The organism is Streptomyces sp. NPDC006458, assembly GCF_040612135.1.
GTDB lineage: Bacteria > Actinomycetota > Actinomycetes > Streptomycetales > Streptomycetaceae > Streptomyces.
The window spans coordinates 53,658-76,448 of sequence record NZ_JBEXPR010000018.1 but is presented as its reverse complement, the minus strand read 5'-3'; the positions used below and the strand labels follow the sequence as shown (position 1 = coordinate 76,448).

General features: G+C 72.8%; 19 protein-coding genes. 7 read left to right on the top strand and 12 right to left on the bottom strand.

The annotated features are described in order from the left end of the window. Positions 1 to 447: 447 nt before the first annotated feature. From ABZZ79_RS24165 to ABZZ79_RS24155, 3 genes are all read right to left on the bottom strand, one after another. Positions 448 to 1,908 (bottom strand): glutamate synthase subunit beta, encoded by a 1,461-nt coding sequence (locus ABZZ79_RS24165; protein ID WP_356691902.1) that lies wholly within the window; start codon positions 1,906 to 1,908, stop codon positions 448 to 450. Next, the gene (gltB, locus tag ABZZ79_RS24160; RefSeq protein WP_356692063.1) at positions 1,901 to 6,493 is read right to left on the bottom strand and encodes a glutamate synthase large subunit; all 4,593 of its coding nucleotides are present in this window, start codon (positions 6,491 to 6,493) and stop codon (positions 1,901 to 1,903) included. Before gltB ends, ABZZ79_RS24165 begins: the two co-directional genes overlap by 8 nt. 371 nt (positions 6,494 to 6,864) lie before the next feature. Then, positions 6,865 to 7,596, bottom strand: a complete 732-nt coding sequence (locus tag ABZZ79_RS24155; protein WP_356691900.1) for a VIT1/CCC1 transporter family protein — start codon at positions 7,594 to 7,596, stop codon at positions 6,865 to 6,867. Between the two features lie 274 nt (positions 7,597 to 7,870). Here ABZZ79_RS24155 and ABZZ79_RS24150 point away from each other — a divergent pair, with 274 nt between their 5' ends. Genes ABZZ79_RS24150 through ABZZ79_RS24120 form a run of 7 tightly spaced genes read left to right on the top strand, consistent with a single transcriptional unit; the run spans position 7,871 to position 15,682 of the window. Further along, positions 7,871 to 8,890: an ADP-ribosylglycohydrolase family protein gene (locus ABZZ79_RS24150; protein ID WP_356691898.1), complete on the top strand. Its 1,020-nt coding sequence runs from the start codon at positions 7,871 to 7,873 to the stop codon at positions 8,888 to 8,890. After that, positions 8,887 to 10,191 carry an ADP-ribosylglycohydrolase family protein gene (locus ABZZ79_RS24145; protein WP_356691896.1) on the top strand — a complete coding sequence of 435 codons (1,305 nt, stop codon included), beginning with the start codon at positions 8,887 to 8,889 and terminating at the stop codon, positions 10,189 to 10,191. The genes ABZZ79_RS24150 and ABZZ79_RS24145 overlap by 4 nt, the downstream gene beginning before the upstream one ends. 8 nt (positions 10,192 to 10,199) lie before the next feature. After that, a complete protein-coding gene (locus tag ABZZ79_RS24140; protein ID WP_356691894.1) occupies positions 10,200 to 11,378 on the top strand; it encodes an ADP-ribosylglycohydrolase family protein in 1,179 nt (392 codons plus the stop codon). Continuing rightward, positions 11,366 to 12,733: an ADP-ribosylglycohydrolase family protein gene (locus ABZZ79_RS24135; RefSeq protein ID WP_356691892.1), complete on the top strand. Its 1,368-nt coding sequence runs from the start codon at positions 11,366 to 11,368 to the stop codon at positions 12,731 to 12,733. Before ABZZ79_RS24140 ends, ABZZ79_RS24135 begins: the two co-directional genes overlap by 13 nt. Continuing rightward, positions 12,730 to 13,623: a ribokinase gene (gene rbsK, locus ABZZ79_RS24130; protein WP_356691890.1), complete on the top strand. Its 894-nt coding sequence runs from the start codon at positions 12,730 to 12,732 to the stop codon at positions 13,621 to 13,623. The genes ABZZ79_RS24135 and rbsK overlap by 4 nt, the downstream gene beginning before the upstream one ends. Beyond that, entirely contained in the window at positions 13,620 to 14,861 is a 1,242-nt protein-coding gene (locus ABZZ79_RS24125) for a CoA transferase (protein ID WP_356691888.1), read from the top strand. The genes rbsK and ABZZ79_RS24125 overlap by 4 nt, the downstream gene beginning before the upstream one ends. Continuing rightward, complete coding sequence (locus ABZZ79_RS24120) at positions 14,858 to 15,682, top strand: CoA ester lyase (protein WP_356691886.1); 825 nt, start codon at positions 14,858 to 14,860, stop codon at positions 15,680 to 15,682. The genes ABZZ79_RS24125 and ABZZ79_RS24120 overlap by 4 nt, the downstream gene beginning before the upstream one ends. Before the next feature lie 101 nt (positions 15,683 to 15,783). Here the strand turns inward: ABZZ79_RS24120 and lgt are convergent, their stop codons facing one another. The 9 genes from lgt to ABZZ79_RS24075 form a co-directional block, all read right to left on the bottom strand. Then, positions 15,784 to 16,797 (bottom strand): prolipoprotein diacylglyceryl transferase, encoded by a 1,014-nt coding sequence (lgt, locus tag ABZZ79_RS24115; RefSeq protein ID WP_356691884.1) that lies wholly within the window; start codon positions 16,795 to 16,797, stop codon positions 15,784 to 15,786. 81 nt (positions 16,798 to 16,878) lie between these two features. Continuing rightward, on the bottom strand, positions 16,879 to 17,652 hold the full coding sequence (locus ABZZ79_RS24110; RefSeq protein WP_356691882.1) for a thioredoxin domain-containing protein: 774 nt from the start codon (positions 17,650 to 17,652) through the stop codon (positions 16,879 to 16,881). A gap of 110 nt (positions 17,653 to 17,762) precedes the next feature. After that, positions 17,763 to 18,578, bottom strand: coding sequence for a tryptophan synthase subunit alpha (gene trpA, locus ABZZ79_RS24105; protein WP_356691880.1), 816 nt, complete (start codon positions 18,576 to 18,578; stop codon positions 17,763 to 17,765). Then, positions 18,575 to 19,858 (bottom strand): tryptophan synthase subunit beta, encoded by a 1,284-nt coding sequence (trpB, locus tag ABZZ79_RS24100; protein WP_356691878.1) that lies wholly within the window; start codon positions 19,856 to 19,858, stop codon positions 18,575 to 18,577. The genes trpA and trpB overlap by 4 nt, the downstream gene beginning before the upstream one ends. Before the next feature lie 59 nt (positions 19,859 to 19,917). Continuing rightward, positions 19,918 to 20,130 (bottom strand): tryptophan synthase subunit(beta), encoded by a 213-nt coding sequence (locus tag ABZZ79_RS24095; RefSeq protein WP_356691876.1) that lies wholly within the window; start codon positions 20,128 to 20,130, stop codon positions 19,918 to 19,920. A gap of 21 nt (positions 20,131 to 20,151) precedes the next feature. Continuing rightward, positions 20,152 to 20,961, bottom strand: coding sequence for an indole-3-glycerol phosphate synthase TrpC (trpC, locus tag ABZZ79_RS24090; protein ID WP_356691874.1), 810 nt, complete (start codon positions 20,959 to 20,961; stop codon positions 20,152 to 20,154). A 139-nt stretch (positions 20,962 to 21,100) separates the two neighbouring features. Then, positions 21,101 to 21,538 (bottom strand): DUF2752 domain-containing protein, encoded by a 438-nt coding sequence (locus ABZZ79_RS24085; protein ID WP_356691872.1) that lies wholly within the window; start codon positions 21,536 to 21,538, stop codon positions 21,101 to 21,103. A gap of 121 nt (positions 21,539 to 21,659) precedes the next feature. Next, positions 21,660 to 21,935, bottom strand: coding sequence for an HGxxPAAW family protein (locus ABZZ79_RS24080; RefSeq protein WP_356691870.1), 276 nt, complete (start codon positions 21,933 to 21,935; stop codon positions 21,660 to 21,662). A 163-nt stretch (positions 21,936 to 22,098) separates the two neighbouring features. Further along, positions 22,099 to 22,752, bottom strand: coding sequence for a TIGR02234 family membrane protein (locus ABZZ79_RS24075; RefSeq protein ID WP_356691868.1), 654 nt, complete (start codon positions 22,750 to 22,752; stop codon positions 22,099 to 22,101). Positions 22,753 to 22,791 lie beyond the last annotated feature (39 nt).

Below are 22,791 nucleotides of genomic sequence, written 5' to 3'. Positions count from 1 at the left end.
GCGCCCTGGGCCGACGGCTCGATGCACGGCCGCTGGCTGTCGGTGTTCAACGTGGGCGGCCGGCAGCGGGTGAAGGTGGGGCAGCGGGGGCCGGTGCTCGTGGTCGAGGTGGGCGGCCGGACCCTGGTGCCTTCACCGACACCGAGCGGCCGTATCTGCTCGGCTCGGTCGGGGCGTACACCGAGGACGCGGCAGTGCGGTTCGAGGGACTGCGGGCCGACCAGCCGGGGCTTCGCGGGCGGCCGTCCGGCACCCCCCGGGAACACCCCCGACCAGCCAGGGCTTCGCGGGCGGCCGTCCGGCAGGTCGCGGAACACCCCGAGCAGCTCCCGGAAGACCCGGAAGACCCGGAAAAATGCGGCGGCGCCTGCCGAGTTGTCCGGTCGGGGACAGGCAGGCGCCACCAATGTTCCGTACGCCTTTGTACGGGACGTTTTTCAGGGCCGGTCAGACCATCAGCGCGCGGTCCGTCGGGCGGATCGGGGCCGGCAGTTCGCTGGCTCCGGTCAGGAAGCGGTCGACGCCTCGGGCGGCCGAGCGGCCCTCCGCGATCGCCCACACGATGAGGGACTGGCCGCGGCCGGCGTCACCGGCGACGAACACTCCCGGCACGTTGGTCTGGAAGTCGGCGTCGCGAGCGATGTTACCGCGTTCGTCGAGGTCCAGGCCGAACTGCTCCACCAGGCCGTTGTCCCGGTCGGTGCCGGTGAAGCCCATGGCGAGGGTGACCAGCTGGGCGGGGATCTTGCGCTCGGTGCCCGGCTTCTGGGTCAGCTTGCCGTCGACGAACTCGACCTCGACCAGGTGCAGCCACTGGACGTTGCCGTCCTCGTCGCCCTCGAAGTGGGTGGTGGAGACGGAGTAGACCCGCTCGCCGCCCTCCTCGTGCGCGGAGGTGACCTTGTAGAGCATCGGGAAGGTCGGCCACGGCTGGTGCGGCGCCCGGTCCTCGCCCGGCCTGGGCATGATCTCCAGCTGGGTCACGGAGGCCGCGCCCTGGCGGTGGGCGGTGCCCACGCAGTCCGCGCCGGTGTCGCCGCCGCCGATCACGACGACGTGCTTGCCCTCGGCCGAGATCGGGGCGGTGACGTAGTCGCCCTCCTGGACCTTGTTGGCCAGCGGCAGATACTCCATGGCCTGGTAGATGCCCTTGAGCTCGCGGCCCGGCGCAGGCAGGTCGCGGGCCGTGGTGGCTCCGACGGCCAGCACGACGGCGTCGTACCGCTTCTTGAGGTCCGTGGACTTCAGGTCGCGGCCGATCTCGATGCCGGTGCGGAAGCGGGTGCCCTCCGCGCGCATCTGCTCGATACGGCGGTTGATGTGCCGCTTCTCCATCTTGAACTCGGGGATGCCGTAGCGGAGGAGGCCTCCGATGCGGTCGGCGCGCTCGTAGACGGCGACGGTGTGGCCGGCCCGGGTCAGCTGCTGGGCGGCGGCCAGGCCCGCGGGGCCCGAGCCGACGACCGCGACGGTCTTGCCGGACAGCCGCTCGGGGGCCTGCGGGGCGACGTCACCGGTCTCCCACGCCTTGTCGATGATCGAGACCTCGACGTTCTTGATGGTGACGGCCGGCTGGTTGATGCCGAGCACACACGCCGACTCACAGGGCGCCGGGCACAGGCGGCCGGTGAACTCCGGGAAGTTGTTGGTGGCGTGCAGGCGCTCCTGCGCGGCCGACCAGTCCTCGCGGTAGGCGTAGTCGTTCCACTCGGGGATGAGGTTCCCCAGCGGGCAGCCGTTGTGACAGAAGGGGATGCCGCAGTCCATGCACCGGCTGGCCTGCTTGCTGATGATCGGCAGCAGCGAGCCGGGGACGTAGACCTCGTTCCAGTCCTTCAGACGCACGTCGACGGGACGGGACTTGGCGACCTCGCGGCCGTGGTTCAGAAAGCCCTTCGGGTCAGCCATTGATCGCCGCCTCCATCATCTTCTCGGTGATCTCGGACTCGGAGAGACCGTCTCGCTCGGCGGCGTCCTTGGCGGCGAGCACTGCCTTGTACGTGCTGGGGATGATCTTGCTGAAGCGGTCCACCGCCGTGTCCCACTCGGCCAGGAGCTTCTCGGCGACCGTGGAGCCGGTCTCCTCCTGGTGGCGGCGCACCACGTCGTGCAGCCACTGCTTGTCCGTGTCGTCGAGGGCCTCGACCGCGTCGAGGTTGCCCACGTTGACGTTGTCGCGGTTGAGGTCGATGACGTACGCGACACCGCCGGACATGCCGGCCGCGAAGTTGCGGCCCGTCTCGCCGAGGACCACCGCGTGGCCGCCGGTCATGTACTCGCAGCCGTGGTCGCCCACGCCCTCGGAGACCACCAGCGCGCCGGAGTTGCGGACGCAGAAGCGCTCGCCGGTACGGCCGCGCAGGAACAGCTCGCCACCGGTCGCGCCGTACGCGATGGTGTTGCCCGCGATCGTGGAGTACTCGGCGAGGTGGTCGGCGCCGCGGTCCGGGCGGACCACGACCCGGCCGCCCGACAGGCCCTTGCCGACGTAGTCGTTGGCGTCGCCCTCCAGGCGCAGCGTGACGCCGCGCGGCACGAACGCGCCGAAGGACTGGCCGGCCGAGCCGGTGAAGGTGATGTCGATGGTGTCGTCGGGCAGGCCCGCGCCACCGAACTTCTTGGTCACCTCGTGGCCGAGCATGGTGCCGACCGTGCGGTTGATGTTGCGGATGGCGACCTGGGCGCGCACCGGCTGGGCGGCGGTCGCGGAGTCCGCGGCGAGCGCGTCGGCGGCGAGCTTGATCAGCTCGTTGTCGAGCGCCTTCTCCAGGCCGTGGTCCTGGGCGATCACCTGGTGGCGGACCGCGCCCTCGGCCAGCTCGGGCACGTGGAACAGCGGCTCCAGGTCCAGGCCCTGCGCCTTCCAGTGGTCGACGGCGCGGTGCACGTCGAGGACCTCGGCGTGGCCGACGGCCTCCTCGATGGAGCGGAAGCCCAGCTCGGCGAGCAGCTCGCGGACCTCCTGCGCGATGAACTCGAAGAAGTTCACCACGAACTCGGCCTTGCCGGAGAAGCGGTCGCGCAGGACCGGGTTCTGGGTGGCGATGCCGACCGGGCAGGTGTCCAGGTGGCAGACGCGCATCATGACGCAGCCGGAGACGACGAGCGGCGCGGTCGCGAAACCGAACTCCTCGGCACCCAGCAGCGCGGCGATGATCACGTCGCGGCCGGTCTTCAGCTGGCCGTCGGTCTGCACGACGATGCGGTCGCGCAGGCCGTTGAGCAGCAGGGTCTGCTGGGTCTCGGCGAGGCCGAGCTCCCAGGGGCCACCGGCGTGCTTCAGCGAGGTCAGCGGGGAGGCACCGGTGCCGCCGTCGTGACCGGAGATCAGGACCACGTCCGCGTGCGCCTTCGACACACCTGCCGCGACCGTGCCGACGCCGACCTCGGAGACCAGCTTGACGTGAACCCGCGCCTGCGGGTTCGCGTTCTTCAGGTCGTGGATCAGCTGGGCCAGGTCCTCGATGGAGTAGATGTCGTGGTGCGGAGGCGGGGAGATCAGGCCCACGCCGGGCGTCGAGTGACGCGTCTTGGCGACCCACGGGTAGACCTTGTGGCCGGGCAGCTGGCCGCCCTCGCCGGGCTTGGCGCCCTGGGCCATCTTGATCTGGATGTCGTCCGCGTTGACCAGGTACTCCGAGGTCACGCCGAAGCGGCCGGAGGCGACCTGCTTGATGGCGGACCGGCGGGCCGGGTCGTACAGGCGCTCCGGGTCCTCGCCGCCCTCACCGGTGTTGGACTTGCCGCCCAGCTGGTTCATGGCGATGGCGAGGGTCTCGTGCGCCTCCTTGGAGATGGAGCCGTACGACATGGCGCCGGTGGAGAAGCGCTTGACGATCTCGGAGACCGGCTCGACCTCGTCGACGGAGATCGACGGGCGGTCGGACTTGAAGCCGAACAGGCCGCGCAGCGTCATCAGGCGCTCGGACTGCTCGTTCACGCGCTCGGTGTAGAGCTTGAACACGTCGAAGCGCTTGGTGCGGGTCGAGTGCTGGAGGCGGAAGACCGTCTCCGGGTCGAACAGGTGCGGCTCGCCCTCGCGGCGCCACTGGTACTCGCCGCCGATCTCCAGCGCGCGGTGCGCCGGGGCGATGCCGGAGGCCGGGTAGGCCTTGGCGTGGCGGGCGGCGACCTCCTTGGCGACGACGTCGATGCCGATGCCGCCGATCTTGGAGGCGGTGCCGTTGAAGTACTTCTCCACGAAGGTCGCTTCGAGACCGACGGCCTCGAAGACCTGGGCGCCGCGGTAGGAGGCGACGGTGGAGATGCCCATCTTGGACATGACCTTCAGCACGCCCTTGCCGAGGGCGTAGATCAGGTTCCGAATGGCCTTCTCGGGCTCGATGCCGTCGAGGAAGGTGCCGGCGGACAGCAGGTCCTCGACCGACTCCATCGCCAGGTACGGGTTGACGGCGGCGGCGCCGAAGCCGATGAGCAGGGCGACGTGGTGGACCTCGCGGACGTCACCGGCCTCGACCAGCAGGCCCACCTGGGTGCGCTGCTTGGTGCGGATGAGGTGGTGGTGGACGGCCGCGGTGAGCAGCAGCGACGGGATCGGCGCGTGCTCGGCGTCCGAGTGCCGGTCCGACAGGACGATCAGACGGGCGCCGTTGTCGATGGCTGCGTCGGCCTCGGCGCAGATCTCCTCGATGCGCGCGGCCAGCGAGTCACCGCCGCCGTGCACCCGGTACAGGCCGGACAGCGTCGCGGCCTTGAAGCCGGGCATGTCGCCGTCGGCGTTGATGTGGATGAGCTTGGCCAGCTCGTCGTTGTCGATGACCGGGAAGGGCAGCAGGACGGACCGACAGGACGCGGCGGTGGGGTCGAGCAGGTTGCCCTGCGGGCCCAGCGCGCTGCGCAGCGAGGTGACGAGCTCCTCGCGGATCGCGTCCAGCGGCGGGTTGGTGACCTGCGCGAACAGCTGCGTGAAGTAGTCGAAGAGCAGGCGCGGGCGCTCGGACAGGGCCGCGATCGGCGAGTCGGTGCCCATGGAGCCGATCGGCTCGGCGGCGGTGCGGGCCATCGGCGCGAGGAGGATGCGCAGCTCCTCCTCGGTGTATCCGAAGGTCTGCTGGCGGCGGGTGACCGAGGCGTGGGTGTGGACGATGTGCTCGCGCTCGGGCAGGTCGCCCAGCTCGATCTCGCCGCTCTCCAGCCACTCGGCGTACGGCTGCTCCGACGCGAGCTGGGCCTTGATCTCGTCGTCCTCGATGATGCGGTGCTCGGCGGTGTCGACGAGGAACATCTTGCCGGGCTGGAGGCGGCCCTTGCGGACGACCCTGGACGGGTCGATGTCGAGGACGCCGACCTCGGAGCCGAGGACGACGAGGCCCTCGTCGGTGACCCAGTAGCGGCCGGGGCGAAGACCGTTGCGGTCGAGCACGGCGCCGACCTGGGTGCCGTCGGTGAAGGTGACACAGGCCGGGCCGTCCCAGGGCTCCATCAGCGTGGAGTGGAACTGGTAGAAGGCGCGCCGGGCCGGTTCCATGGAGTCGTGGTTCTCCCACGCCTCCGGGATCATCATCAGCACGGAGTGCGGCAGCGAACGGCCGCCGAGGTGCAGCAGCTCCAGGACCTCGTCGAAGGAGGCGGAGTCGGAGGCGTCCGGGGTACAGACCGGGAAGACGCGGTCGAGCTTCTCGGTGCCGAAGAGGTCCGAGACGAGCTGCGACTCGCGGGCGCGCATCCAGTTGCGGTTGCCCTTGACGGTGTTGATCTCACCGTTGTGCGCGACGAACCGGTACGGGTGCGCGAGCGGCCACGCCGGGAAGGTGTTCGTGGAGAACCGGGAGTGCACGAGCGCGATCGCGGAGGCGAAGCGGCGGTCGGACAGGTCCGGGAAGAAGGGCTCCAGCTGGCCGGTGGTCAGCATGCCCTTGTAGACGACGGTCCGGGCGGACAGCGACGGGAAGTAGACGCCGGCCTCGCGCTCGGCGCGCTTGCGCAGCACGAAGGCCTTGCGGTCGAGCGCGATGTCCGTGCTGGAGCCGTCGCTCACGAAGATCTGGCGGAAGGCCGGCATCGTGGAACGGGCGGTGGCGCCGAGGAGTTCGGGGGCGACCGGGACCTCGCGCCAGCCGAGGACCGTCAGGCCCTCCTCGCCGGCGATCGTCTCGATGCGCGAGACGGCGTCCTCGGTGCCCTCCTCGGGCAGGAAGGCGATACCGACCGCGTAGCCGCCGGCCTCGGGCAGCTCGAATCCGGCGACCTCACGGAAGAACGCGTCCGGGACCTGGGACAGGATGCCCGCACCGTCGCCCGAGTCGGGCTCGGATCCCGTGGCGCCGCGGTGTTCGAGGTTGCGCAGGACGGTGAGCGCCTGTTCGACCAGCGTGTGGCTCGCCTCGCCGGTGAGGGTGGCCACGAAACCGACGCCGCACGCGTCGTGCTCGTTGCGGGGGTCGTACATACCCTGCGCAGCAGGGCGAGCATCCATGAAGGACCAGTTCTGGCCATTCGCGGAGTGCTGGGACGGCTGGCGCGGCGTACGCATCGGCTCTCCCGTCGTCGTCATCTGGCATGTGCTGGTGCCGAGGGACGACGTTGGCCCTCTGCGTAAGTGCAAAATTTCGTGCAGGTTACATGATGGATCGGTTCTCGGGAACCGGGATAATCCGTTCCAGCATGTGGACGCCGCAGGTATCGGCGCAGCTACCGCGCTCGGCGGTGAAAGGTATGTGGGGACCGCACAGACAGATCGATGTCTTGAGGTCCAAGGGGCGGGTGGGGCCTCGTCGCCCGTCCCGCGAGTGCGCCGCGGGCTTCATTGCCCACAGCGCTTACGGCTCATGCCCCGTGGTCACGCTCCCGAAACCAGCGGGTAATGCGGTACTTATGCGGCCCAACGCATAAGTTCCAGCCGAGTTATCCTACGGCGATTCCGAACAGGCTGCCCAGGACGTATGTCACACCGGCCGCCGCACCGCCGAGCGCGAGCTGCCGCAGTCCGCTGAACCACCAGCTGCGCGCGGTCACCTTGGCGACCACCGCACCGCACCCGAACAGGCCCAGCAGCGCCAGCAGTACGGCGGGCCACAGCGCCGTCGCGCCGAGCAGATAGGGCAGCACGGGCAGCAGGGCGCCCAGCGCGAACGACCCGAACGAGGACACGGCCGCGACCAGCGGGGAGGGCAGGTCGGTGGGGTCGATGCCCAGTTCCTCGCGGGCGTGTATCTCCAGTGCCTGCTCGGGGTCGCGGGAGAGCTGCATGGCCACCTGCCGGGCCAGCTCCGGCTCCACACCGCGGGACGCATACAGGGCGGCGAGCTCGGCCTCCTCGTCCTTGGGGTGTCTGCGCAGCTCGCGCCGCTCGACGTCCAGTTCGGCCTCGACCAGCTCCCGCTGGGAGGCGACGGAGGTGTACTCGCCCGCGGCCATGGAGAAGGCACCGGCGGCCAGACCCGCGAGCCCGGTCAGCACGACGGTCTGCTGACCGACCGCCCCGCCGGCCACGCCGGTCATGAGGGCGAGGTTGGAGACCAGACCGTCCATCGCGCCGAACACGGCCGGCCGCAGCCAGCCGCCGTTCACATCGCGGTGCGTGTGGTTGTCGCGGTGCGCCTCGTGCAGCGTCGCCTCGGTCTCGATGATGGCCATCCGGGGTCCCCCAATGAGCTTAGCCAAAGCTAACTTTGGACGAGTTCTACTTTTCGACAACGCCGACAGTACGCCTCCCCACCCCCTCCCGCCAGCAAGGAAAGGCTGGGCTTACCTGGGGTTTTACGGTAGAAGGCTCATCCGAGCAGGCACTCTCACATATGTCGACCGGGTGACAGTGGAGCTGTCGAGGCTCAGGTCAACCGCTGATGGTGGGACACATCGGCAAAGGGTCCGCGCCGTGTGCGGACCCCCTTCGGAACAGAGGCCGCGTATGGCATCCACCGCCTGCATCCCCTCGGTCCCGGCGCCCGGGGACGCCTCCGCCCTCCGCGAGCGGGCCCGTGGCACCCTCCTCGGCCTGGCCGTCGGCGACGCCCTCGGGGCCCCGGCCGAGAACCTCAAGCCCTCGCAGATCCGCGCCCGGTGGGGCCGCATCACCGGCTACGTCAGCGACGACCCGGCCGGGACGGACGACACCGAGTACGCGATCTTCTCCGGGCTGCTGCTGGCCCGGCACGGCTCGGCGCTGACCCCGGCCCATGTCGAGGCGGCCTGGCACGAGTGGATCGCCGATCGCGACGAGGGCCCCTTCCGCGGCGCCGGCTTCAGCGAACGCGGCACCCTGGAGAACCTCCGCCGCGGCCTCGTGGCCCCCATCTCCGCCCAGCACCGCCACGCCTGGAGCGACGGCCTGGCGATGCGCGCGGCCCCCTTCGGCGTCTTCGCGGCGGGCCGCCCGGCCGAGGCGGCCCGGCTGGTCGCGATCGACGGCTCGGTCAGCCACGACGGCGAGGGCATCTACGGTGGCCAGGCGGTGGCGGCGGGCGTCGCCGCGGCGATGGCCGGCGCCCCGACGATGGCGGTGGCGGCCTCGGCTCTGGCGGTGATCCCGGACGACTCCTGGACCGCCCGCTCCCTGCGCCGGGCGGTGGCCGTGGCCCACCGCGGCGAACGGGCGGTCCGCTCGGCGGTGGTGATCGGCGGCTATCCCTGGACCGACCTGGCCCCCGAGGCGGTCGCCCTCGCCTTCGGCGCCTACGCGGCGGCGGACGGCGACTTCCGCGAGTCGGTGCTGACCGCGGTCAACATGGGCCGGGACGCCGACACCACGGCAGCGGTGGCCGGCGCGCTGGCCGGCGCCACGAAGGGCGCCGGCGCGATCCCCCAGGACTGGGCGGCCGCCATCGGCCCCGCCCGCGGCAGCTGCCTCCCGTCGATGGCCGGCCACCACGTCCTGGAGGTCGCGGACCTCCTGACCCCGTCCCCCGCCGAGACGGGCCTGCCCCGATGAGGCCCCGGCGGAACGGTTCCGCGGCCGCCGACGGCGAGTACATCCCACAGGGGCCACCCGCACCCGACGAAGAGACCCGCACGGGCGGTGCGGGCGGCACACTCCGGGCCGAAGGCGAAGCCGAGCCCCGCGGGAGGAACGCCGCCACCGCCGAGTACACCGCGCACCGGGGCGAGAGAGAAGCCGGGGCCCGCAGGATCGAGGGCCTGCTCCTCGGCCTGGCCGCGGGCGACGCCGCCGGCTGGCCCGCCGCCCGGCACAGAGCCGCGAGAATGCCCGACTGGACCCGCCGCCTCACCCGCGAGCTGGACACCTTCGCTGAGCAGAACGCCACCACCACCCTCCCCGTCCCCATCGCCCTCAACCAGCCCCCCGAACCCCTGCGCCTGGGCCCGTCCGACGACGCCGAGTGGGCCGCCTTCGCGGCCGAGGCCGTACTGCGCGCGGGCGACGACACCGCACTCGGTGACCTCAGCCGCGAACGCCGTGCCAGAGCGGCCATCGACCTCACCTGGAACGCGGTCGCCGGCGAGATCGCCGCCGCGGCGGACCGCGCCCCGGAGGTCGAGTCCGCCGTACTCCCCCTGCGGGCCCGTATCTCCGTCCGCGCGGGCCTGGGCAACCTCGCCGCGGGCCTGCGCCCGCCCGCCACCGGCCACGACAACCCGCACTACTTCGACGACGCCGCCTGCGTCCGCGCCTGCGTCCTCGCGGTCGCCCACCCCGGAGACCCGGAACGCGCCGCGGCCCTCGCCGAGTTCGACGCCCGCTACACCCAGGACGGGGACGGCGTGCACGGCGCGCGGGCGATGGCGGCGGCGCTGTCCCTCGCCCTGACGGGAGCCCCCGTCACGCGGTGCGCGACCGCCGCCCTGGCCCAGCTCCCCGAGGGCACCGAGATCGCCCGCAACGCCCGGCACGCCCTGCGGCTGGCCCACGACGCGGACAGCGCCTTCACCCTGATCCCCCTGCTGGAACACCAGATCGTCGACCACGTCTACAGCTACGGCATCGCCGCGGCCGAGACCGTCCCCGTCGCCCTGGCCCTGGCCGTGGCCGCGCGCGGCCGTATCGCCGAGGCCGTCCCCGCCGCGGCCTGTCTCTCCCGCGTCGCGGACTCCGCCCCGGCCCTGGCGGGCGCCCTCACCGGCGCGCTCGGCGGCGGCGCGGCGATCCCCGCGCCCTGGCGGGACGCCTGCCGCACCCTCTCCGGCTGCGTCCTCCCCCGCCTCACCGGCACCGACCTGGTGGAACTCGCCGGACTCCTGGAAGCCGCACAACCGGCCCCACCAGGAGGATGATTCGGGGCATGACGCCCAAAGGAGAAGAAGCAGGCCGAGCGCACACCCTGGACGAACGCATCACCGGCGCCCTGGTCGGCGCGGCCGTCGGCGACGCCCTGGGCGGGCCCGTCGAGGGCTACACCCCCGACCAGATCACCGAGCGCCACGGCGGCCGCGTCCACGGCGTCGTCGGACCCTGGCACGGCGACGCCTGGCGCACGGCCCGCCCCCTCGCGCCGTACCACAAGGGCGACGGCCACGTCACCGACGACACCTTGATGACCCACGCGCTGATCCGCGTCTACGCCCGCGTCCGTGACCATCTGGACGCCTACGCGATCGCCGACCACCTGGTCCCGGACCTGATCACCACCCCCCGCTGGATCCCGGAACTGGAGGCCGAGGCCCTCCCCCTGCACCGGATCTTCCTCGCCGAGAAGTGGCTGGTCACCAGGCTGCACTACGGCCATGCCGACCCCCGCGAAGCAGGTGTGGGCAACATCGTCAACTGCGGCGCGGCGATGTACGCGGCCCCGGTGGGACTGGTCAACGCGGCGAACCCGCGGGCCGCCTACGCCGAGGCCCTGGACATCGCCGGCGCGCACCAGTCCTCGTACGGCCGTGAGGCGGCGGGCGTGTTCGCGGCGGCGGTGGCGGCGGCCAGCGCACCCGGCGCGAGCCCGGAGTCGGTCGTGGAGACCTGTCTGTCGCTGGCGAAGGACGGCACACGGGAGGCGATCGAGAAGGTCTGCGAAACGGCGGTCCGCCACCCGGACTTCGAGTCGGCCCTGACCCCGCTGCGCGAGGCGGTCGCCCCGTACGACACGGTCGGGCCCGACTACCGCAGCCCCTCCCTCGGCGCCCGCCGCCCGTCCCGGCTGCACGCGATCGAGGAACTCCCGGTGGCGCTGGGCATGTTGCTGGTGGCACGGGGCGACTTCCGGCACGCGGTTCTCGGCTCGGTCAACTACGGCCGCGACTGCGACTCCATCGCGACGATGGCGGGCGCGCTCGCGGGCGCCCTGGGCTCGCCGGTCCCCGACGACTGGTCCAAGACGGTGGCGGAGGCGAGCCGTCTGGACCTGTGGGCCCCGGCGGCCACCCTGACGGCCGTCACCCGGGAGATCTTCGAGCGGGACGTCCACCGCCGCCGCGCCCACGAACGCGCCTTCGGCTCACTCGGAGGCACCGCATGCTCCGACTGACCTGGGTGCAGCCCGAGGACCTGATCGGTCACGAACTCGCCCAGGCGGCCCAGGACGGCCGCGAGCCCAAGGCCGTCGCGGCACGCTGGCGGGCGGCGGGCGGCGGCGAGGCCCCCGCGAGGGCGGGCGCGTCCCCGCAGCCGGTGTCCCGCTATCTGCGCACCCTGGCCGAGGACCTGCTGGACGAACTGGCGGACCTGCCCAGCACGTTGGCGGCCTGCGAACCGACCCTTCTGGCGGCCGTCAGGGCACTGTGCCCCGACTGGCCCACCGCCGCGCCGGACTCCCGCGAGCGCCCCACCCGGGCCGCCCTCGAAGCCGCCTGGCTCGGCCGGGCCGTCGGCTGCCTCCTGGGCAAACCCGTGGAGAAGCTCCCCCTCCACGCCGTCCGCGCCCTGGCCCGGTCCACCGGGAACTGGCCCCTCGACACCTATTTCACCGCCCGAGGAGTCCCCGAGGCCCTCCTCGCCGAACACCCCTGGAACCGACGCTCGGCCGCCACCTCGCTCGCCGAGAACATCGACGGCATGCCCGAGGACGACGACCTCAACTACCCCCTGCTCAACCTCCTGCTGCTGCGACGCCACGGCCGGGACTTCACCACCGCCGACGTGGCCCGCCTGTGGCTGGACGAACTCCCGGCGGGCCGCACCTTCACCGCCGAACGCGTCGCCTACCGCAACCTCCTCACCGGCGTCGAGCCACCGCACACGGCACGCCACCGCAACCCGTTCCGCGAATGGATCGGCGCCCTGATCCGGGCGGACGTCCACGGCTGGACCAACCCAGGCGACCCGGCGGCCGCGGCCGAGCAGGCCCACCGGGACGCGACCCTGACCCACACCGCCAACGGCGTCTACGCGGCCATGTTCACGGCGGCGGCCATCGCCGCGGCGGCGACGGGCAGCCACGACGTGCACGCCTGTCTGCGCACCGGCCTCACCGTCGTCCCGCCCCGCTCCCGCCTCGCGAAGGCGGTCACGCAGGCCGTCGAACTCGCCCGGCGGACACCGGACTTCGACACGGTCGTCGACACCCTGCACGCCACCCACGGCCCGACGTACCACTGGGTCCACGCCGTCCCCAACACCGCCCTGATCGCCGCCGCCCTCACCCACGCGGACGGCGACTTCACCGCGAGCGTCACCCGCGCGGTCTCCGGCGGCTGGGACACCGACTCCAACGGCGCGACCACCGGCAGCATCGCGGGCCTGCTCGCCCGCTCCCCCGCCGCCCTGCCCGAGCGCTGGACGGCCCCCCTGAAGAACCGGCTGTCGACCTCCGTCGCAGACTTCGACGGAACCGGCTTCGACACCCTCGCCCACCTCACGCACCTGGAGGCGTCCCGCCCATGACGCACATCGCCGTCCTCGGCAGCACGAACATGGACCTCGTCGCGTACGTCACGAAGGCCCCACGGCTCGGGGAGACCGTGACCGGCCGGGAGTTCCGCACGGTCCCCGGCGGCAAGGGCGCCAACCAGGCCGTCGCCGCCGCTCACGCGGGCGCGACCGTCTCGATGATCGGCGCGGTCGGCACCGACTCCTTCGGCGCGCGGCTGCGTTCCACCCTGGAGCACTCCGGCGTCGACACCGACCATCTGCGCACGGTCGAGGGCCCCTCCGGCACCGCGCACATCGTGGTGGACGACGAGGGCGCCAACGCCATCGTCGTGATCCCCGGCGCCAACGGCACCGTCGACCACCTCGTCCCCGGCGACGAGGGCCTGATCGCCACCGCCGACGCGCTGCTGCTCCAGCTGGAGATCCCGCTGCCCGCCGTCCTCGCGGGAGCGCAGGCGGCCCGCGCCCACGGCATCCGTACGATCCTCACCCCGGCCCCGGCCCAGCCGCTCCCGATCGAACTCCTCAACGCCGTCGACCTGCTGGTGCCCAACGAGCACGAGGCGGCCACCCTCACCGGCCGCACCGACCCCCGCTCGGCCGCCGTCGCGCTGCTGGAGGAGGTCCCGGAGGTGGTCGTCACCCTCGGCTCGGCGGGCTGCCTGTACGCGGCCCGGGACGCCGAGCCGGTGACCGTGCCCGCGCCGCAGGTCACCGCCGTGGACTCGACCGCCGCGGGCGACACCTTCGTGGGCACGCTCGCCGTGGCGCTCGGCGAGGGCCGCCCGATGCCGCAGGCGCTGCGCTGGGCGGCCGAGGCGGCGGCGATGTCGGTGCAGCGGGAGGGGGCGTCGACGTCGATGCCGTACCGCTCCGAGATCGACGCGCAGTTCACCGCATGACCGCGCCCGCGACCGCGTCCCCGTCCGGCTCGGGCCCCGGCTCCGGCTCGGCCCGTGCGCCCCTGTCCGGTCTGCGCGTGCTGGACATCGCCACCCTGTTCGCCGGGCCCCTGGCCGCCACCATGCTCGGCGACTTCGGCGCGGAGGTCGTCAAGGTCGAGCACCCGAGGCGGCCGGACCCGTCCCGCGGGCACGGCCCGGACAAGGACGGCGTGGGCCTGTGGTGGAAACTGCTGGGCCGCAATAAGCGCACGATCACCCTGGACCTGTCCAGGCCCGGCGGCCGGGCCACCCTGCTGCGCCTGGCCGCGACCGCCGACGTCGTCGTCGAGAACTTCCGTCCGGGCACCCTGGAGAAGTGGGACCTCGGCTGGCCGGAGCTGTCCGCCGTCAACCCGCGCCTGGTCCTCGCCCGGGTCACCGGCTTCGGCCAGTTCGGCCCGTCCGCGCACCGCCCCGGCTTCGGCACGCTCGCCGAGGCGATGAGCGGCTTCGCCGCCATCACCGGCGAGCCCGACGCGCCCCCGACCCTGCCGCCGTTCGGCCTGGCCGACTCGATCGCCGGTCTGGCCACGGCGTACGCGGTCATGACGGCCCTCGCCGCCCGCGAGCGCACCGGCGAGGGCCAGGTCGTCGACATGGCGATCATCGAGCCGATCCTGACGGTCCTCGGCCCGCAGCCGCTCTGGTACGACCAGCTCGGCCATGTCCAGCCCCGCACCGGCAACCGCTCCCAGAACAACGCCCCCCGCAACACCTACCGCACCGCCGACGGCACCTGGGTCGCCGTCTCCACCTCCGCCCAGTCGGTGGCCGAGCGCGTGATGCGCCTGGTCGGCCGCCCCGAGCTGATCGACGAACCGTGGTTCGCCACCGGCGCCGACCGGGCCCGCCACTCCGACGTCCTGGACGGCGCCGTCGGCGCCTGGATCTCCGAGCGCACTCGCACCGAGGTCCTCCTGGCCTTCGAGAAGGCCGACGCCGCCATCGCCCCGGTCCAGGACGTCCGTGATGTGATGACCGACCCCCAGTACGCGGCCCTCGACACCCTCACCACCGTCGAGGACCCCGAACTGGGCCCCCTGCGCATGCAGAACGTCCTCTTCCGGCTCTCCGCGACCCCCGGCGCGATCCGCTGGGCCGGCCGCCCGCACGGCGCGGACACCGACACCGTCCTCACCGAACTCGGCCTCACCGCCGGGGAACTCGCCGCCTTGCGCGAGGAGGGCGCCCTGTGACCCCGCTGACCTGGCTGTACGCCCCCGGGGACCGACCCGAGGTGGTGGCCAAGGCACTGGTCTCGGGGGCCGACGTGGTCGTGGTCGACCTGGAGGACGCGGTCGCCCCCGACCGCAAGGCCTACGCCCGCGAGGCCACCGCCGAGCTGCTCACCGAGCCGCACCCGGTGCCGGTGCACGTCCGGGTCAACGCCCTGGACGGCCCGCACGCCGACACCGACCTCGGCGCGCTGGCCGCCCTGCCGGGCCTGTCCGGCCTCCGCCTGCCCAAGGTCACCTCCCCCGGGCAGATCACCCGGGTCGCCGAGCACACGGCCCCGGCGGCGGGCGGCGCACCCGCCCTGTACGCCCTGCTGGAGTCCGCCCTGGGCGTGGAGCGGGCCCACACCATCGCCACCGCGCATCCGGCGCTGCGGGGCATCGCCCTGGGCGAGGCCGATCTCCGGGCCGACCTGGGCCTTCGCGAGGACAGCGGGCTGGACTGGTCCCGCTCCCGGGTCGTCGTCGCCGCGCGCGCCGCGGGCCTGCCGGCCCCGCCCCAGTCGGTCCACCCCGACATCCGCGACCTCGACGGCCTCGCCGCCGGCTGCGCCCACGGCCGCGCCCTGGGCTTCCTCGGCCGTGCCGCCGTGCATCCGCGCCAGCTTCCGGTGATCGAACGCGCCTATCTCCCGACGGCCCAAGAGATCGAGGAGGCCGAGCGCGTCGTCAAGGCGGGTACGGAGCACGAGGGCGCCCTGGCCCTGCCGGACGGCACCTTCGTCGACACGGCGGTGGTGGCGGCGGCCCGGCGCACCCTGTCGCTGGCCCGAGGCCGCTGACGCCTGGGGTCTGTCCGACGAGCTCCCGCCCGCCGCGCGACGCCCCCGGTACGCCGAAGGGCGCCCGGAGATCCCGGGCGCCCTTCGCGACGTCGGTGTCCTCAGCCCTTCTTCGCGGACTCGGACTCCACTTCCTCGGCCTCGGACTTCGCGGACTCCGACTCCGGCGCCGGGTCCGGCTCCGCCTCGGTCCCGGACGCGGCTCCGTCCTTCGCGCCGGCCTCGTCCGCGGGCTCGTCGCCCTCGGACGCGACGGCGTCGCTCTCGGCCTCCGCCGCGTCGTCCTCGGGCGACGGCTGCGCCCCGGGCTCGACCACCGGCTCACGGCCCGGCCGCTTCTTCGCCGACACCACGATGTAGATCACGGCGAGCACGAAGACCACCAGCGCGGTCCAGTTGTTCAGCCGCAGACCGAGGATGTGGTGGGCGTCGTCGACGCGCATGTACTCGATCCAGAAGCGGCCCGCGCAGTACGCCGCGACATAGAGCGCGAACGCCCGGCCATGACCCAGCTTGAAGCGCCGGTCGGCCCAGATCACCAGCAGGGCGACACCGATGCACCACAGCGACTCGTACAGGAAGGTCGGGTGGTAGTAGCCCGGCACCCGCCCGTCCGTGGAGGACGTGATGTGCAGGGCCCAGGGCAGATCGGTCTCCCGCCCGTACAGCTCCTGGTTGAACCAGTTGCCCCAGCGGCCGATGGCCTGCGCGAACGCGATACCGGGCGCCACGGCGTCGGCGTAGGCGGGCAGCGGGATGCCGCGGCGGCGGCAGCCGATCCAGGCGCCCACCGCGCCCAGCGCGATGGCCCCCCAGATGCCGAGGCCGCCCTCCCAGATCTTGAAGGCGTCCACCCAGTCACGGCCCTCGCTGAAGTACAGCTCGTAGTCCGTGATCACGTGGTAGAGCCGGCCTCCGACGAGGCCGAACGGCACCGCCCAGACGGCGATGTCGGCGACCGTGCCGGCCCGCCCGCCGCGGGCGATCCAGCGCTTGTTGCCGAGCCAGACGGCCACGAAGACGCCGATGATGATGCAGAACGCGTAGCCGCGCAGCGGGACGGGACCGAGGTGCAGCACCCCGCGCGACGGGCTGGGAATGTAGGCAAGTTCCATGGCAAGGTCGACGCTACCCTGCCGGACGCGCCCGACGACGGGCGCCCCGGCTACGGCTCCATAACGGGGCCACGCGTCCGCTCATCCCTGCGCGGCCTCCACCATCTGCTTCAGCTTGTCCGGGGTCATCGTCTGGTCCTGGTAGATGTTCTGGCCGTCCAGCAGCACGGTCGGGGTGCCGGAGAAGCCGCCCTTCTGGAAGGCCTCGTTGGACTTCTCGACCCAGCTGTTGTGCCGGCCCTCCCGCACACAGGTACGGAAGGCGGGCGTGTCCAGGCCGTCGACCTTGGCGGCCAGCTCGATCAGCTTGTCCTCGTCGGCGAAGGCGTCGTCGGTCTCGGGCGGCTGGTTGTCGTAGAGCACGTCGTGGTACGGCGTGAACTTCCCGGCGTCCTGGGCGCAGGCCGCGGCATTGGCCGCCTTGCGGGAGCCCGTGCCGCCCATGTTGCCGTCGATGATGGTGGCGAGGTGGTACTCCACCTTCAGCTTCCCGGCCTCGGTCAGCTCGTGGATCGTGGGCCGGTACGCCGTCTCGAAGCCCTTGCAGGCCGGGCAGCGGAAGTCCTCCCAGACGGTGAGCGTCGAATTGGCGCCCTCCTCGCCGACCGGGAGGGCGAGGCCGTCCTTGCCCTGGGCTCCCGAGGGCGCGACGACCGGGCCGACGCTGTCGCTGCCGTCGTCCTTGCCCGCGTTCGCCGCGATCACGCCGATCACCGCCGCGAGACCCAGCACGCAGACGACGCCGGCGCCCACGATCAGCGCGCGCCGTCGCTTCTCGGCGGCCCTCTGCCTGTCCCGCTCGACCGCCAGCCGCTCCCGGGCCGTGCGCTTTCCGTCACGATTCTTCTCGCTCACACCCCGGAAACGAACCGGGGAGGCGCAGCGCGCCTCCCCGGTCCCAGGTCCACCCGTTCGAGTGATCTATATGAAATGTGCGGAGACGGGGCCCCTGGCCGGGGCCGTCGTCACGCCTGTCCGCGCACGCCCTTCGCGAGGTCGCCCGCGAGCGCGCGGACCGCCTCGATCCCGGCCGCGTGGTCCGGCGCGTCCAGCATCCGCTTGACGAAGGCCGAGCCGACGATCACCCCGTCGGCGAATCCGCCGACCTCGGCGGCCTGGGCCGCGCTGGAGACACCGAGTCCGACGCAGACGGGCAGATCGGTGGTGGCGCGGGTGCGCTCCACCAGGTTCTGGGCCTGCGCGCCGACGGATTCGCGGGTGCCGGTGACACCCATCAGCGAGGCGGCGTAGACGAAGCCGCTGCCCGCCGCGGTGATCTCGCGCAGCCGCTCGTCCCTGCTGCTGGGCGCGACGACGAAGACCGTCGCGAGCCCGTGCTTCTCGGCGTGCTCCCGCCACAGCGCCGACTCCTGCACGGGCAGGTCGGGCAGGATGCACCCGGCGCCGCCCGCCTCGGCGAGCTCGGCCGTGAAGCGCTCGACGCCGTAGCGGTCGATGGGGTTCCAGTACGTCATGACAAGGATCGGCTTGCCGGTGGCCGCGTGGGCCTCCTTGACCGTGCGCATGACGTCCGCGATCCGCACACCGCCGCGCAGGGCGATGTCGTCGGCGGTCTGGATGACCGGGCCGTCCAGGACCGGGTCGCTGTGCGGCAGGCCCACCTCGACGACGTCGGCGCCGCCGTCCAGGGCGGCCTTGACCGCGTCGATGCCGCCGTCCACGGTCGGGAACCCGGCCGGGAGGTAGGCGATGAGGGCGGCGCGGCCCTCGGCCCGGGCACCCGCGAGGGTGTCGGTCAGCAGCTGAATGTTCCCGCTCACTTGGCGTCCCCCTCGATCTCGGCGGTGTCGGCGGCGTCGGCCGCGACCTCGGCGTCGGTGTCGTACAGGCCGAAGTAGCGCGCGGCCGTGTCCATGTCCTTGTCGCCGCGGCCGGACAGGTTGATCACGATCAGCCCGTCCGGGCCGAGCTCCTTGCCGACCTCCAGGGCGCCGGCCAGCGCGTGGGCGCTCTCGATGGCCGGGATGATGCCCTCGGAGCGCGACAGCAGACGCAGTGCCTGCATGGCCGCGTCGTCGGTGACCGCGCGGTACTCGGCGCGGCCGCTGTCCTTGAGGTAGGAGTGCTCCGGGCCGATGCCGGGGTAGTCCAGGCCGGCCGAGATCGAGTACGGCTCGGTGATCTGGCCCTCGTCGTCCTGGAGGACGTAGGACCGCGAGCCGTGCAGGATGCCGGGCTCGCCCGCGGTCAGGGTCGCCGCGTGCTCGCCGGTGTCGACGCCGTGTCCGGCCGGTTCGCAGCCGATCAGACGGACGGAGGCGTCGGGGATGAACGCGTGGAACAGGCCGATGGCGTTGGAGCCGCCGCCGACGCAGGCGACCGCCGCGTCGGGCAGGCGTCCGGCGCGCTCCAGGAGCTGGCGGCGGGCCTCCACGCCGATGACGCGGTGGAAGTCGCGGACCATGGCCGGGAAGGGGTGGGGTCCGGCGACCGTGCCGAAGAGGTAGTGCGTGTGGTCGACGTTGGCGACCCAGTCGCGGAACGCCTCGTTGATGGCGTCCTTGAGGGTGCGGCTGCCGGACTTCACGGAGACGACCTCGGCGCCGAGCATACGCATGCGGGCCACGTTGAGGGCCTGGCGCTGGGTGTCGATCTCGCCCATGTAGATGGTGCAGTCGAGGCCGAACAGGGCGCAGGCGGTCGCGGTGGCCACGCCGTGCTGACCGGCTCCGGTCTCGGCGATGACCCGGGTCTTGCCCATGCGCCGGGTGAGCAGGGCCTGGCCGAGCACGTTGTTGATCTTGTGCGAGCCGGTGTGGTTGAGGTCCTCGCGCTTGAGGAACACGCGGGCGCCGCCGGCGTGTTCGGCGAAGCGGGGCACCTCGGTGAGGGCGCTGGGCCGGCCTGTGTAGTTCACCAGCAGGTCGTCGAGCTCCCGGGCGAACTCGGGGTCGTTCTTGGCCTTGTCGAACTCCACGGCGACCTCGTCGACCGCGGCGACGAGGGCCTCCGGGATGAACTTGCCGCCGAAGGCGCCGAAGTAGCCTTCGGGGCTCGGTACCTGACCTTCCGGGTCAGGGATGAAATAGGTGCTGGGCATGCTTGAGCCTCACGGTGAGTGTGGTGGAAAGACACTGTTCGCCGTGGGGGCGGGGATGTTCAGCCGGCTGCGGACCCGCTGTGACTGATCGCGCAGTTCCCCGCGCCCCTGAAGGCTCGCCATCGGCGGCCGTTGACCTGGCCCGGCTCGTCACCGATGACGTAGCGCACACGGCGGCCGTGCACACGGCGGGCCGGGGCACGGCAGCCTCGGGGGCGGCAGCCGCGCGCGAGGCGGGCGTACCGGTCCACGGTCGTCACGGTGAGGGTCATCGGCGTCAGCCTACCGGGTGATCAGCTCCGGCCGTGTCGCAGCGCGGGGTGCTCCCCGGCGGCCACGAGGTCGGCGACGGCGCTCTTGGGGTCCTTGCCCGTGACCAGGGACTCGCCGACCAGGACGGCGTCCGCGCCGGCGTTGGCGTAGGCGATGAGGTCGTGCGGGCCGCGGATGCCGGACTCGGCGATCCTGACGATGTTGTCGGGGATCTCCGGGGCGACGCGCTCGAACGTCGAGCGGTCGACCTCCAGGGTCTTGAGGTTGCGGGCGTTGACGCCGATGATCTTGGCGCCCGCGTCCACCGCGCGCTCGACCTCGTCCTCGTCGTGCACCTCGACGAGCGGGGTCAGGCCGATGGACTCGGCGCGCTCGATCAGCGACTCCAGGGCCGACTGGTCGAGGGCGGCGACGATCAGCAGGGCGAGGTCGGCGCCGTACGCGCGGGCCTCCCACAGCTGGTACGACGTGACGATGAAGTCCTTGCGCAGGACCGGGATGTCCACGCGGGCGCGGACCGCCTCCAGGTCGGCGAGCGAGCCGCCGAAGCGTCGCTGCTCGGTGAGGACCGAGATGACGGCGGCGCCGCCGGCCTCGTAGTCCGCGGCGAGTCCGGCCGGGTCGGCGATCGCGGCCAGCGCGCCCTTGGACGGGCTGGAGCGCTTGACCTCGCAGATCACCTTGACGCCTTCGCCGCGCAGCGCGGCCACCCCGTCCTTGGCCGCCCGCGCCTTCGCCGCGCGCTCCTTGAGCTCGTCGAGGCTGACGCGCGCCTGCCGCTCCGCGAGGTCGGCACGGACTCCGTCGATGATCTCGTCGAGCACACTCACGCGAGCGGCCCCCTTCCAGACGGTTGACAGTTCCTGCGACCAGGGGCAAAGCAATGGTCACTGTGATGGTATCCGGAGGAAGGCGTAGGCCTCGCATCCGGTTGACGGCGGTCCCAATACCTGGACATTCCGCAGCCGATCAAGGATGGAGCCAGCCACCGATGGGCAGGTTCCGGACAACCGTGAAGACCAGCAACAACGTCCCCACGGCCCACAGGTGCGCCGGGCCGAGGTCGATCCGCAGCGGCCTGCCGCGCGCCGCGCGGACCACCCAGACGGTCCACAGTACGGCGAAGCCGAGGTAGGCGGCGACGGCCGGCGCGTTCGCGTGCAGGGCGGCCGGCAGGTCACCGTGCACGAAGGCGTGCGCGCTGCGCAGTCCCCCGCAGCCGGGGCAGTACAGGCCGGTGAGGCGCAGCAGCGGGCAGACCGGGTAGTGGCCCGGTTCGTTGGGGTCGACGGTCCCGACGTAGGCGAAGGCCCCGACGACGGCCGTGAGCACTCCCGCGGGCACGGCCGGCCGGAGCAGGGGCGTGGTGCGGGCCGTGGACCCGCTGTCGGCGTTCACGTCTCGCATTGTGCCCCGGTCGGGGCGTGCGGGCGCGCGAAGGGGCGGCCCGGTGCCGGGCCGCCCCTTCGGTGTGCGGCTGTGCCGCGAGCGTCGTCACGCGGCCGCGCGGGCGCGGCGTTCGGGGCGCTCAGCCCTCCGCGGGCACCGGCTCGCGGGTGACGGGCGCCGTCACCGCGGGGGCCTTGACCATGGCCAGCGGCTCCGCCTTCGGGGCGCCGAGGCCCATGGCGCGCATGCCGACGCCGACGACACCGGCGAGGACCACGATCACCATGCCGCCCCAGAAACCGAGGGGGTTGTCCATCACCATGAAGGCGCCCGCGACGCAGAAACCGATGAAGGCGATGATGACACCCGTCCAGGCGGCCGGGGTGTGACCGTGACCGTGGCTGCTGTCCGCCATTGCTTGCTCCTCGTAGCCGTATGCGTGGGTGAGCCTGACGCTCGTCGTCCATTGTCCCGTACGCGTGCGCGTGCGGGAGGCGGGGGTGGCATCCGATCACGTCGGTTTCACCACATCGGGACCCGCGGCCGGGGCCGGAGGTCTCTCCCGCCCCGGGGTCCGGCTAGGCCGGTTCGGTGCCGGTGGGGTCCTCGCCGCGGTCGAGGGCCTTCCACAGGTCCTCGGGGCGGTCGGGGTCGGTGGTGGGCCGGCCGCGGCGCGGCCGGACGGTCCCGGCGCGCTCGTAGCGGCCGGACATGGCGGGCCAGAGCCGGCCGTAGCGCAGCGCGAGCAGGCCGGCCAGCAGGATCAGCAGACCGCCCGCGGTGGCGACGTACGGCCACGCGGTGTGGCTGAGGGCGCCGACCGTGGCGGAGGTGTCGCCGGAGACCTGGGCGGCCTTCTCGTCGAGCGCCGCGCTGTCGGAGGCTCCGGCGAGGGCGGCGGCGATCGTGCCGGCGCCGGAGAGCGCGAGCAGACCGGCGACCAGGAAGCGGCCGGCCCTGCGGACGGCGAAGACGGCGACGAGCGCGGCCAGGCCCACTATGGCCAGGGCGGCGGGGACGCCGGTGACGTCACTGCCGCTGGCGGTCAGGGGGAAGTCGCCGCCGGCCACCGTCGCGGTGCCCTGCGACCAGCGCTGCCGGGTGGCCAGCAGCACGACGGCCGCGCCCAGCGCGCCGGACAGCAGGGCCAGGGCGAGGCTGCGGCGGCCGCTCCTGGCGGGTCGCGCGGCTTCGGTACGGGGGTGAGGTACGGCAGCAGTCACGTAGTCCACTATCGCCCGAACCCCGGGCGGTTCGTCACCCGGGGTTCG